The 12,260-nt window shown below is 63.6% G+C and carries 9 protein-coding genes and 3 pseudogenes; 9 read left to right on the top strand and 3 right to left on the bottom strand.

The window, feature by feature from the left end:
• Window positions 1–8: 8 nt before the first annotated feature.
• From AOZ06_RS40130 to AOZ06_RS62355, 3 genes and pseudogenes are all read left to right on the top strand, one after another.
• Window positions 9–929 carry an NmrA family NAD(P)-binding protein gene (locus AOZ06_RS40130; protein WP_218921861.1) on the top strand — a complete coding sequence of 307 codons (921 nt, stop codon included), beginning with the start codon at window positions 9–11 and terminating at the stop codon, window positions 927–929.
• A gap of 42 nt (window positions 930–971) precedes the next feature.
• A complete protein-coding gene (locus tag AOZ06_RS40125; RefSeq protein ID WP_157233508.1) occupies window positions 972–1,205 on the top strand; it encodes a hypothetical protein in 234 nt (77 codons plus the stop codon).
• A 346-nt stretch (window positions 1,206–1,551) separates the two neighbouring features.
• Window positions 1,552–2,037, top strand: a pseudogene (locus tag AOZ06_RS62355) (LysR family transcriptional regulator); the annotation flags it as partial.
• Between the two features lie 162 nt (window positions 2,038–2,199).
• Here AOZ06_RS62355 and AOZ06_RS60780 read toward each other — a convergent pair.
• Window positions 2,200–2,454: pseudogene (locus AOZ06_RS60780) on the bottom strand (hypothetical protein); the annotation flags it as partial.
• A gap of 582 nt (window positions 2,455–3,036) precedes the next feature.
• On the opposite strand from AOZ06_RS60780, the gene AOZ06_RS55205 reads away from it, so the two are divergent.
• On the top strand, window positions 3,037–3,285 hold the full coding sequence (locus AOZ06_RS55205; RefSeq protein WP_236951899.1) for an SDR family oxidoreductase: 249 nt from the start codon (window positions 3,037–3,039) through the stop codon (window positions 3,283–3,285).
• Here AOZ06_RS55205 and AOZ06_RS40105 read toward each other — a convergent pair.
• Window positions 3,282–3,764, bottom strand: coding sequence for a MarR family winged helix-turn-helix transcriptional regulator (locus tag AOZ06_RS40105; protein ID WP_054294140.1), 483 nt, complete (start codon window positions 3,762–3,764; stop codon window positions 3,282–3,284). The two genes, AOZ06_RS55205 and AOZ06_RS40105, sit on opposite strands and share 4 nt — an antisense overlap.
• Window positions 3,765–3,867: 103 nt before the next feature.
• Here AOZ06_RS40105 and AOZ06_RS40100 point away from each other — a divergent pair, with 103 nt between their 5' ends.
• The 3 genes and pseudogenes from AOZ06_RS40100 to AOZ06_RS57235 form a co-directional block, all read left to right on the top strand.
• Complete coding sequence (locus AOZ06_RS40100; RefSeq protein ID WP_054294139.1) at window positions 3,868–5,250, top strand: DHA2 family efflux MFS transporter permease subunit; 1,383 nt, start codon at window positions 3,868–3,870, stop codon at window positions 5,248–5,250.
• Window positions 5,251–5,355: 105 nt separating this feature from the next.
• Window positions 5,356–6,492, top strand: a complete 1,137-nt coding sequence (locus AOZ06_RS40095; protein WP_083472547.1) for an IS701 family transposase — start codon at window positions 5,356–5,358, stop codon at window positions 6,490–6,492.
• Between the two features lie 1,038 nt (window positions 6,493–7,530).
• Window positions 7,531–7,716, top strand: a pseudogene (locus AOZ06_RS57235) (transposase family protein); the annotation flags it as partial.
• Window positions 7,717–7,847: 131 nt separating this feature from the next.
• Here the strand turns inward: AOZ06_RS57235 and AOZ06_RS40090 are convergent.
• Window positions 7,848–9,737 carry a hypothetical protein gene (locus AOZ06_RS40090; protein ID WP_157233507.1) on the bottom strand — a complete coding sequence of 630 codons (1,890 nt, stop codon included), beginning with the start codon at window positions 9,735–9,737 and terminating at the stop codon, window positions 7,848–7,850.
• A gap of 895 nt (window positions 9,738–10,632) precedes the next feature.
• Between AOZ06_RS40090 and AOZ06_RS40085 the strand changes: the two genes are divergently transcribed.
• Both AOZ06_RS40085 and AOZ06_RS40080 read left to right on the top strand, forming a co-directional pair.
• Entirely contained in the window at window positions 10,633–11,313 is a 681-nt protein-coding gene (locus AOZ06_RS40085) for an HAD family hydrolase (protein ID WP_157233506.1), read from the top strand.
• Between the two features lie 267 nt (window positions 11,314–11,580).
• On the top strand, window positions 11,581–12,243 hold the full coding sequence (locus AOZ06_RS40080; RefSeq protein WP_236951898.1) for a nucleoside/nucleotide kinase family protein: 663 nt from the start codon (window positions 11,581–11,583) through the stop codon (window positions 12,241–12,243).
• Window positions 12,244–12,260 lie beyond the last annotated feature (17 nt).

Genomic DNA, 12,260 nt, shown 5'->3' with positions numbered 1-12,260 from the left:
TCCGGATCGTGTCAGTATCCACCATCACGGGAACGGAAGCCATGACCACACCGATCCTCGTCACGGGCGCGACCGGCAAACAGGGCGGCGCCACCGCCAGACGACTGCTGGCCGAGGGACAGGCGGTGCGAGCTCTCGTCCGCGACACGGCGGCTCCCGCAGCGGCGGCGCTGGCCGCGGCCGGTGCCCGGCTCGTCGTCGCCGACTTCGACGATCCTGCGACCCTGCCGCCCGCGTTCGACGGCGTTGCCGCAGTGTTCGCGATGCCGCCCAGTGCGTACGGACCGAAAGGAGTCGACTCGGATCGTGAAGCGGCCCGAGGCCGAGCGTTGATCGACGCGGCGGCGTCGGCGGGAGTGGACCAGGTCGTGTTCAGCACGGTCGCGTCGATGTCGACGAGATCCCAGTCGGCGGCGGGGAAAGCGTTGATCGAGCAGTACCTGCACGAGCACATCGCGCATCCCACCGTGCTGCGCCCGGTCAGGTTCATGACCAACTACCTGGGTGTGGGCTCGATCGGCCTCGACGGCATCGTCGACGGCGTGCACCGGCACATGTTCCCCCCGCACGAGCCCATGCAGGTCATCGCGTTGGAGGACATCGCCGATCTCGCCGCACTGGCCTTCGCCGATCCGGCCCGGTTCGCCGGGCGGACTGTGGAGCTGGCCGGTGACCAGCCGAGCCCGGTCGAAGCCGCCGCCGCGATCAGCGAGGCCACCGGCATCCCGGTCCGCTACGAACAGCTCACCCACGCCGAAGCCGCGGCCATGAGCCCGCTTCTGGCCGAGACCATGCAGACATGGGCAGCGGGTGAGCGCTGGCACGCGGACATCGAGGCACTACGGGTGATCCACCCCGGCCTGCGCACCCTCACTGACTGGCTCGACGAATCCGGCGCCGCCATGATCCGTGCTCACCTGGGCACATGAAATCCATGACCAGGGCAGGAATCCGGTAGATGCGGTCGGATGATGACCTTTCCGTTCGAGTTGCTGCGTAATGCACTGAGCCAGTGGGGAGCGGAACCGCAAGCGCGGGACAACGCGCTTGCTGGCTGCGCAGTCATCGATGAGTTCGCATTGGACCGCGACGATGCGCTGCTGGCGGTGCAGTGCGACATCAGCGAACCAGTATTGTCCTCAACGACCACTGGGTCGCGGTACCTGATGAGCCGACTGAACGAGCTCCCGGCGGATCCACATTGAAATGGCGAGCCGCGAACACGCACCCGAAATGAGTCGCGCCACACCGCCCGTCAAATACTGGTACTACTGCCTTCCACGCAACTCGGCTGAATCTTGTGGCCGCACGAATCGGGTTATTCGGCAAGAGGTGCTGATGTCTTATCGCGACAGATAGTTCGGCGACAACCGCGCTCCAACGGCGAGTGCCCCTATCGGCAACGTTGAGACAGGGTGATGCTGTCGATTGACGTTCGATGCGAAAAATCTATACGATGATCCGATTGCTAGAATATCGCCCAGCAAAATTTGGCAGCGAGTGACAATTATGTCCCTCGAATGCCGCTTGGTCATGAGGTAGCCTGCTGCTATGACAGGTGATGTCGGGGACCGGTCGATTCCCACCGTCCATCAATTAAGAATGTTTCTCGTGCTTGCCGAAGAGCTACATTTCGGCCAGGCGGCCGCGAGGTTGTACATGAGTCAGCCGGCATTGAGCCGTCAGCTGAGCGCGCTGGAACGTCACCTCGGTGTCGAGCTGATCGCCCGTACAAGCCGTTCGACCGCCATCACCGCCGCCGGGTCGGCCATCCTGCCGGACGCTCGCATGGTGGTACAGGCGATGCGCAGGCTTCAACGTCTGGCCGGAGAGCACACCCGCGGCTTGGCGGGTCGGGTCGTGATCGGCACGGTCGGCGCGGAGGCGGCGATGGTGCATACTGTCGCGATCCTCGATGAGGTGCGCAAGCGTCATCCTGAACTCACACTCGACGTGCGACTGCTGGTCCTGGGCGAGCAATACTTGAGTCTGAGCACTGGCGAAGCAGATCTGGTCTTTTGTCGCCCGCCCGCCGCGGACGACATTCGGACTCTGCACCTCAACAGTGAGCCTCGAGTCGCCTGTGTGTCGGCGGACGATGAGGAGTGTGGTGGCGCGTTGGTCGGTTTCGTTGATCCAGGCGGTGTAGGTGTTGAGGGTCATGGCGGCGTCGGCGTGGCCGAGTCGGCTGGCGACGGTGCGGAGGTTGACGCCGGCGAGGATGAGTTCGGTGGCGTTGTAGTGGCGGAGTTTGTGCAGTGTGGTGCGGATTCCCAGCCGGGTGGTGAGTCGGCGGAAGCGTTGGCTGAAAGTGTTCGCGCGACGCAGGTTGATCCATCTGGTGTGGAGGAGAACAGGAAGGCGTTGGGGGTGAGGGTGATTCCGTAGGTGGCGGCGTGGTGGCGGCGGTGGTTGAGGTTGGCCGTGAGGAGGTTGGTGGTGTCGGGGTCGCACCAGGCCATGGCGGACAGCGCCTGGGCCTCGTCCACGATGACGTGGCCGAAGGTCCAGTCCCGGTCGGCGGCGGCGCGCTCGGCGGCCGTGCGGTGGTCCTCCTCGTCGTTGCGCTCGGCGAGGCGGCTCGCGTCGATCAGGTCGTAGGCGGTGAGGATGTCGGGGTCGGCCTCGTCCTCCAGCTGCAGGATGTCGAGGACGCCCTGGGTGTAGTCCTGCTCGTCGCGCCTGCGCTGGTCGGCCTGGGCGCGCGCCAGGCGGTCGTCGACGCCCTGGAGTTCGGCCGCCTCGTCCAGGAGGGGGGCATCGGCGGCGGTCCAGCCGAGGCGGGGGGAGCGCAGCAGCAGCGCCCGCTCGTCCTCGCGCAGGTCCGGGAACGCCACCTCCAGGCGGTCGGGGTCGGCGTAGAGGTCCGACAGCAGGGTCTGCGGGGTCAGCAGCGGCCACAGCTCCTCGATGGCCGCCCGCACCTCGTCGTCGGCGGCCAGTTCGCGGCGGATGTCGGCCAGGTCGCCCTCCTCCAGGCTGTCCGGCAACGCGGGCCAGTCCGCATACGCGACGAGCAAAGCGGGGTTGCACGGGTTGTCCCAGGTGGTGGCGCAGGGGTACGGCAAGTACGGCGTTCGCAGCGTCGTGCTCGTGCCGGGTCTGCTGGACACCGGGCTTGGCGCGGTCCTGGTCCCCGAGTTGCAGCAGCAGAAGGTCGACCGGTCGTTGCTTGGACTCGGCTCGGCGGGGCAGGTGGCGGCGACGATCGCCTTCCTGGCCGGACCGGACGCCGATTACATCAACGCCACGGTCCTCCGTCAGGACGGCGGCCTTGCCTACTAGCGCGACGGTCGCCGGGGCGACGGTGACGGGCCGGTGCTCACCGCGGGTTCGCGGTCGAGGGCCCGGAGCAGGTCGTCCCGGAGGTGACCGCGCTCGGACGCTGTCAGGTGCGCCAGTGGCGACTCCCGGGACACCAGGTCGAGCAACCGGTGTCGGAGTTCGATCCCCGGCGCCGTGAGCACCAGGTGGCGAGCTCGGCGGTCGTGCGGATGCGGTCGGCGTTCGACAAGACCCGCCGCCTCCAGTCGGTCGATGACGAAAGTGACGTTGGACGGCTCGCAGCACATGCGTTCCGCCAACTCCCGGGTGGTGAGCGGGGTGTCGAGATCCCGCAGGGCATTGGCCTGAGGGAGAGTCAGCCCCAGTTCGGTGACGCATCGCCGGGAGTGCTCGTCCAACCGGCGTGACAGCTCGTAGACGAGCGCGCGCAACTCCTCGGTGACGTCCTTGGTTAGCGGCTGCGACGCGCTCGGTGACATGCGTTGATTCTAACAGGAACCGTTGAAGCTATGATACAGCTAGCCTTAATGGTTTAAGCTTGACGCTAATCGTGTCACCGACACCGATCATGAAGGCAGATCCATGACCACACTTGCAGGCACCGAGCCTTCCACCGCCCCGGATCGCGGGGTGCTCATGTTCAGCGCGATCGCTGTCGGCTTTGTCATGGCGGCGCTCGACGCGACCGTGGTGAACGTCGCAGGCGCGAGCATCAAGGACAAACTGGGCCTGGGGCTCGACCACCTCACCTGGGTCGTCGACGGCTACATGCTCACGTTCGCCTCGCTGCTGCTGCTCGCGGGCGCGCTTGGCACCAGGTTCGGCGCGAAGCGGGTCTATTTGATCGGCATGGCGCTGTTCGTCCTGTCTTCGCTGGCATGCGGTCTTGCGCCCAATGGTGACGTGCTCGTCGCCGCCCGCGTCGTGCAGGGCGTGGCGAGCGCACTGTTCCTGCCGGGTTCGCTCGTGCTGCTGGTCGGCGCGTTCCCGGAACCCGCGCGCCGGGCGCGCGTCGTCTCGCTGTGGTCGGCGGCAGGAGCGGGCGCGTCCGGCCTCGGACCGGTCATCGGTGGCGTGCTGGTGGACTCGTTCGGCTGGCGCAGCATCTTCATGATCAACATTCCGATCGGAGTGGCAGGATTCGTGCTGACCGCCAAATTGATCAAACCGGTCCGGGAGGACACCAGTCGGAAGGTGAAGGTGCTCGGCCACGTGTTCGGCGTGATTGCCCTGGCAGGACTCGCCTACGCGCTGATCGAAGGTCCCGGCAAGGGGTGGGGCTCGCCGCAGATCCTGGCGGCGATCGTGATCGCCGTCGTGTTCGGCAGCGCGTTCGTGGTGCGCGAACGCCGGGCTGAGGACCCCATACTGCCGCTGAGGCTTTTTCGCCAAGCCGCTTTCGCGATCCCGAACGCGGTGGGTGTGCTGCTCAATTTCGGCCTCTACGGCGTCCTATTCATGATCGGTCTGTTCCTCCAGCAGGTGCACGGTGCCACGCCGCTGCAAGCCGGACTGCAGATGCTGCCGATGATGATCGTCTTCGTGGTCGGCAACCTGGCCGTCGCGCGATTCGTACCGAAGATAGGCACGCGGCTGCCGATGATCACCGGGTTGTCGGTCGCGGGCCTCGCCTCCGCGCTGATGGCCATGGTGTCGCCCAGCACACCGTACTGGTTGCTGGCACTGGCGATGTCGATCGCCAACCTCGGGCTCGGGGTCACCGCACCCGCCATGACCGCCGCGCTCGTCGAAGCGGCGGGACCGACGAACGCGAGCATCGCCAGCGCCACGTTCAACGCGGGCCGCCAGGTCGGGACGCTCCTCGGCGTCGCGGTGGCAGGCACCATCCTCGCGTCGTTCGCGGACTGGTACGGGGGTGCGCGCACCACGTTCCTCGTCGCTGCGGTCGCCTACCTGGTGGCCGTGGCACTCGTGCTGCGATTCATCCGCCGTGTTCCGCGGTGATGCACCCAACTGATTGCTTAGTACTCCAGCAGCACTTAGTACTGCAACGACAGGTTGTAATCTGTGGTCGTGTCGTGGTAGTTGATCTTGGTGTTGGTGGAAGAGATGGCGACTGGGTGGTCGGCAAGTTTCGAGGCGTTCATGGGTCGGTTCGCGGCGCGGTTTCCCAGGGTCGAGTCCCGGCGGCAGATGCGGTCGTATGTGCGGGGTTTGCTCAGCGAGACCGAGCGGAAGAATGGTTGGACGCTGGCCGAGGCCGTGGGAGACGCTGGGCCGGAACGGATGCAGCGGTTGCTGAACTTCTACGCCTGGGATGCCGACGGTGTGCGTGATGAGGTGCGTGGCGCGGTGATCGAGGTTCTCGGTGATGAACGGCAGGGTGTGCTGATCGTCGATGAGACTGGCTTTCTGAAGAAGGGGACCACGTCCGCCGGGGTCGCCCGTCAGTACTCCGGTACCGCCGGTCGGATCGAGAACTCGCAGATCGGTGTGTTCCTGGCGTATGCCTCGGAGCGGGGCCGGGCGTTGATCGATCGGGAGTTGTACCTGCCCAAGGAGTGGATCTCTGATCGGGAGCGCTGCCGCCGGGCCGGTATCCCGGATGAGGTGACGCTGGCGACCAAACCCGTTCTGGCGCGACGGATGATTGAGCGCGCTAGGCGTGGCGGGATGCCGTTCGGGTGGGTCACCGGCGATGAGGCCTACGGCGTGGACACGAAGTTGCGGATGTGGCTGGAATCCGAGGACATCGCCCATGTCCTGGCGGTGGCGAAGAACTCGATGGTGGTCACCATGCAGTTGACCAAGGTTCGGGTCGATCGGGTCATCGCCGAGGTGACCGAGGACTCATGGACACGGATGAGTTGTGGTGACGGTGCTCATGGTCACCGGGTGTACGACTGGGCGCTGGTTGATATCCGCCCGCTGCGATTGACCGAGCGAGGGCATTGGCTGCTGGCTCGCCGCAGCCTGACCGATCCCACCGACATCGCCTACTACGTCTGTTTCGGCCCTGGTGAGACCACTCTGGAGCGCCTTGTACGTGTCGCGGGATCTCGTTGGGCCATTGAGGAATCCTTCCAGACCGCCAAGAACGAGACCGGGCTGGACCATTACCAGGTTCGAGGTTATGCGGCGTGGTACCGGCATATCACATTGTCCATGGCTGCCGCGGCATTTCTGGTGATCACCAGAGAAGCCGCGAAAAAGGGGGCACCACATCCGGTACCGACCGCGCCCTGATTCCGCTGTCCGCCAACGAGATCCGCCGCTTATGGAATCGGATCACAGCACCGGTGGTCCACACGATCCGCCACGTCGTGCACTGGTCGAACTGGCGACGAACAAGCCAGACCCGCGCCCTTATCAGCCACTACCGCAGACGCGGACATCACAACCTGTCGTTGCAGTACTAAGTGCCATATATCAGATACTGTTCACGTTCATAGACTTCCCTTCGGTCTTCAAACTAAGCGAAGACGCCACACTCACCCTTACAGTCGCCACCATACTGTTTTGCCTTGCATTTATCGGTATCAGATACGCCCAAAAACACGATCGATTTCGCTGGGCCTACATCACCCTTGCTTTTCTGGGCGCAGGATACATTGCAATGCTTTTACATTTCACAGCTATCGAAAAAGAGCGGGACCAGAAGCCCGGGACAGGGTCCACACGGCCCTCCGTAGATTTAATCCCGCAGCGCGTGTCACCCAATGGAGCAATCGCACTTGTAATACAAGGATTCCTGCCTAATGAAGCGATAGACATCAAGTTTTCTTTCCAGAACGAAGAGCGGCGAGTACAGCGTTCATCAGTAGACGACAGAGGCGTTCTCATCCTCCACGACCAAATACTTAGCACATCCTGTTGCGCCGGACAACAAATAGAACTGATTGTATCCTCAAATGACAAAACCCGGGTTGCGCGTAGCCTCCTGCAAGTGCTCGACCGATAGATCAACTCAGTTTTCAAGACTCTTCGAGCGACGCAAGCCCTACGTGGTTCCCAACGCCACGCCGCGCTCTTGGCCTACGATGACCACCCAATCTACGGACAAAGCATGATCGTCTGACATGTGATTGCGGCTGGCATATCTGATCTTCGTTCGATTCGTTGGGTCGCTTGTTCTGCTCAGCCGATCCTCGGGACCAAGGTGTGGAGCTCAAATACTCATCGCGGCTGGTCAACTAAGGCTGTCTCGTAACCCGTTGATCGGCTGGTTGGGCTTGTGGTTGATCATGGTTGAGTGCAGGTGATCTCGCGTCCCGATCGGAGTGAATCACCCCGTTCACGGGGCTGCAACCAGGTCAGTTCCGCAAGCTCGTGCGAGTGGTGGCCCAACGCGGTGGCGAGGCGATCGCCGACGGCCGCCCGGGCCGGCCATGGCGGCTGACACTGCCCGACCGGGTACTGCTGGTCGCGACCTATTGGCGGACGAACCTGACCATGCGACAGATTGCCCCGTCGAACAAGCAGTCACCACGTTCCTTGGAATCGTCAGTCACCTCGACGACCAGTACCGGCTTTACTGCGCTCAGCTGATTCTCGACGTCTGATCGGAAAGCAAGTCTCCCAGACATCCACTTGCCATACTGTCAACTGGTTCCGTCGAACAGTCGCGCAATGTCGTTGCTGTGTACCCGATACTGGATGGCGGAGATGTCAAACAGTACTGTCGTGGGATCGGTGCTCAGTCCGCCGGAGATCTCAGCTCGAAGCGCGTTGATCGCGGCGTTGAGCGCGTCGATGCTGGTGGTGTCTTCGCATCCCCGGACGACTGATCGGAGATTGATCAGTTTGCGCAGTCCTGCCCCATCACGTTGTGCTGCCGCCTTCTGGGCATTGGCGAGGACCAATCTGTGCCACTCGTCTGCATTGAGTGCGCGCTCGCCGCCACGGCGAACCAAATGGAAGAACGCCATGTAGGCAAGGATCTGATCGAACGAATCCTCTACTCCCGTTGTGGCGCGAGCAGACTGGACGTCCACGACAAGCGGAGGGCCCGTCTCATCGTGGAACACGAGTCGTTCGATGCCTGTCGGCGCTCGTGTCGCGAGGGTGAGCGCAGTGGTGAGGTTTCGCGCCTGGGTCGCGTCGAGCGTCACCTTGATTGGCGGCACCGTGTGAAAATGGATCTCCGTGCGGTCAGAGGAGACCGACACATCTGATCGAGGCCAGCCAAAGATCAACGCGGTGAACTGCATGCTCTGAATCTCAGGGAGAGTGCTGTCCGATTCGAGCATCGGCATGACGTCGACACCTGTATCGCACGCGAACAGCACTACTCCGAGGGTCATCGCAAGGGCCAGCAGATTACCCGCGACGACGATGTCAACGAGCTCCGCCGCGGTGACATGCTTCTTGAGGTTTCCGCGATCGTTCAGGATGTCGACACCGTGTTCCTCGGTGATTCGATACCCCCTGTGCGCCTGAGCGTTGCGCAGGTCCAAGTCCAAGTCGGCCACCAAGCCACTGTGGGCAGACGCTCGCAGTCTCAGGACACACTTGTTGGCCCCCGCCTCAAGAGCCGCGCGATACCCGGTGCCAGCGAGCGACGCGGCGATCAGGGCTACCGGGTGCCGCGTGCTGGACTCCACAATCGAATGCGCAGCCGCCACCATCGCATCTACTGCGATCCGTTCGTCGCCGAAGGCTACGGCGAGGACGTGAAGCATGTTGCCCGACCGGTACATCTCACCAAGGGCTCGAGAGAAACTACTCTGAAATACCTCGGATTCCATCATGTCACGGCAACGCAACAGGTCAGCCCGCAAGGCGGCTACCGTCGCCGAAATCAGGTCTCCGAGAGACTCGCGCTCGCCGACAACTGTCGCGATGTCCACGCACACGCGCATGAACTCGCCTATACCTGGCGGCAAAGACGTGCTGACACCGTTACGTACCAACATGCTGCGTACGACCGACTCGCTGTTGTCAGCGTCGGCCATCCCGGCAGCAGTGCTGGCGACGATCTGATCCTCCGGCGACATGCCCGCCATCACGGCCTGGCGATCCGTCGCCGCCTTCCACTTGTCATACGCCGCGTCTACTCTGTCGATCTGCGTCTGTAGCGCACGTTGGGCACGTTCCGCATCCAGCATGGACGGTGCTCCGAAGGCATCCAAGGATGCACGCCAGACACCGACCAACCCGTCCACCATGTCGTCGATGTAACGGTAGAGCTCTCGCCATGGACGCAAACGTGGGACCGCCGCAAACGACTTGGCAACGAGGTGCAAGTGCTCCGTCAGAACTCGCGCTTCTGAGAGTCCTCTCTCCTGCGCATCCAGAGCCCTCCAGAAATCTGGCATCCAGGTCTCCAGACCGGTGAACACCTGCTTGAACAGACCACTCCCGGCTGTGGTGAGCTCGACCGGCGGACCTGCCTCAACCGAACGGAGGGCATCGGCGATACGTTGCCGACGTTGTACCGGAAGGTTGACCTCATGCGGCGGCGGCCGGTGCCCGCAGGACGGGCATGTCACCGCACGGACCCTCACGTCCCCGCAAACACAGTCGATCTGCGGAAACGACAACCGGAAACCTGGTCTCGTTCGACGTCTAGCCATGTTCATCAACACCAATCAGCCAACATGACCCCCGCCAGCGCGCGGGCCAAGGCGATCGCGAGTTAACTGGATAGAATACCGATACTGCCCACTTCATACGTCAGCGAAACGCCAACGGACACTCAGGACGCTGACAGCGCCGCCCAGAGCGGACATGGCCCGAATCTGCAGCGGCCAGCAGACCCGTCAGATGTTGGTGGTGTACACCTGCGATGGCCGAAAACCTCATCCGTACTGGTCAGACGGTGTCACCAACATCGACTCCGTCGCCGCATGCGCGCAGGGAACAGCACGGCAGGATGATGGGTCGTGCTGCTGCGACTGGCCTACTTCGGCTGACCAACACCTTCGCCATGCTCCGCCTGCTCCCGATGAACGACCGGGACAAGGACATCGAGATCCTGGTGTTGCGGCACCAGATCGCAGTGCTGCAACGGCAACTCGGCGACACCAGGGTGCGATTCAGCCCGACTGACAGGGCGTTACTCGCCGCGCTCCTGCACCGACTACCACGCCAGACCTTGCACAGACTCCGACTGCTGGTCCGCCCGGATACGATCCTGCGCTGGCATCGCGACATGGTCCGCCGACGCCATGCCAAGGCATCCCGACCGAAACGCCCGGGGCCGGCCCCGCACCATAAGATCAATACGAACTCTGGTCCTGCGCCTGGCCCAGGCGAACCCGAGCTGGGGCTACCGCCGCATCCACGGCGAACTCCTCGTCCTCGGCATCAACGCTGCGTATGGAAGATCCTCAGCGCGGCGGAATTCGTTCGCCTTACCGCTGGTGGTTGGTGAGAATCACGGGTGTGGGGATCTTGCACGTCTTCGACATGGACGGCACGTTGCTCGGCGGAACCACGGCCAGCGTGCAGGTGGCCAGGGTGTTGGGCGCCGTCGACGACCTGACTGTCCTGGAAGCTCGATTCGCCGCGGGTGAGGTGGATACGCGCGGGTTCGCTGTCGCCGTCCACGAGATGTGGCGGGACTTGACACCCGCGGTCGTGGCGGCCGCGTTCGCGGCCAGTCCGTGGCTGACCGGGATCCCGGAAGTGTGTGCCGACATCCGCCGTCGGGGCGAGTGGTCGGCGGTGATCACCATGTCCCCGGACTTCTTCGCCTCACACCTGCTCAATCTAGGGTTCGACGAGGTCGTGGCCTCGCGGTTCCCGGCACCGCCCTTCGCCGAACCGATCGATCCAGCAGGGATCCTGACCCCCGACGACAAGGTCACCATCGTTGAGGACCTTCGCAACCGCTACGGACTGCCCCGATCCCGTTGCATCGCATACGGCGACTCGATGTCCGACGAACCTCTGTTCCGCCACCTGGACATGACAGTCGCGGTCAACGCCGACCACCATCTCCAAGGACTCGCCACCACCTGTTATCAGGGCAACAACCTCGCCGAAGCCTACGATCTCGCCCGCGCGCTCATCCCGTCGCACACCAACACCATCAAACCTTCCACAGGTAAGTGCCAAAGCTGACGCCGAGGGGCTCGTGGTCACCTCGGGCCACTAGGTCCGGACCCCGGCCGATCCAGACAAGACATTCACTCTCGCGCCGATCAAACCGCCCAGCACCTGACCAGCCAGTAACCGGCTCGGCATCGGCGTCAGTTCTGCCGTCCGCTGGCTACTGGTCTCCGCCGGAGACTGGACCGACCTGCGTCGCGGAGCTCAGCCGTCGGGAAACGACCAACACCTCTGATGGGACGGGGTATTTTCGACATGGTGATTCACACACCGCAGCGCATGGCCGTCCTCGCGGAGATTGCCGCGAGCGTGGCCACACTACATCCGGACCGTGTCATCCGAGTGGGGGTGGACGGCGTCGACGGCGCGGGCAAGACGACGTTTGCCGACGAACTCGCCGACGCCATCACACCGACGGGACGGCCAACCATCCGCGCAGGTGTCGATGGATTCCACCACCCACGACACGTCCGCCACCGCCGCGGCCGAGACTCTCCCGACGGCTTCTTCCACGACTCCTACGACTACGCGCAGCTGCGCACGATGCTGCTGGACCCTCTCAGTCCGGCCGGCGACCGTCGCTACTGCACTCACGCCTTCGACCACGAGACTGATCAGCCGGTCGAGCCGACCTGGGCGCACGCACCCCATGACGCGATCCTCATCATCGACGGGATCTTCCTGCACAGGCCCGGACTGCACTCCTGCTGGGACTACAGCATCTTTCTCCACGTCGATTTCGCCGTGTCGCTCGCACGAGCCGCCGAACGAGGCGATCTGGACCCCGACCCGGCGGCCCCCTCCAACCAACGCTACGTCCAGGGCCAACTCCTCTACCTCAACCAGTGCCAGCCCCACAACGTTGCGTCCGTCGTGATCGACAACAACCACCTCGGCACACCGCGTATTACCCGGCCAGCGACCCCCACCCGGACAGAGTGACTCGATCACAGGACAAT

The sequence above is a fragment of the Kibdelosporangium phytohabitans genome (assembly GCF_001302585.1).
In the GTDB taxonomy this organism is placed as follows: domain Bacteria; phylum Actinomycetota; class Actinomycetes; order Mycobacteriales; family Pseudonocardiaceae; genus Kibdelosporangium; species Kibdelosporangium phytohabitans.
This window is presented reverse-complemented; position numbering and strand designations above follow the sequence as displayed.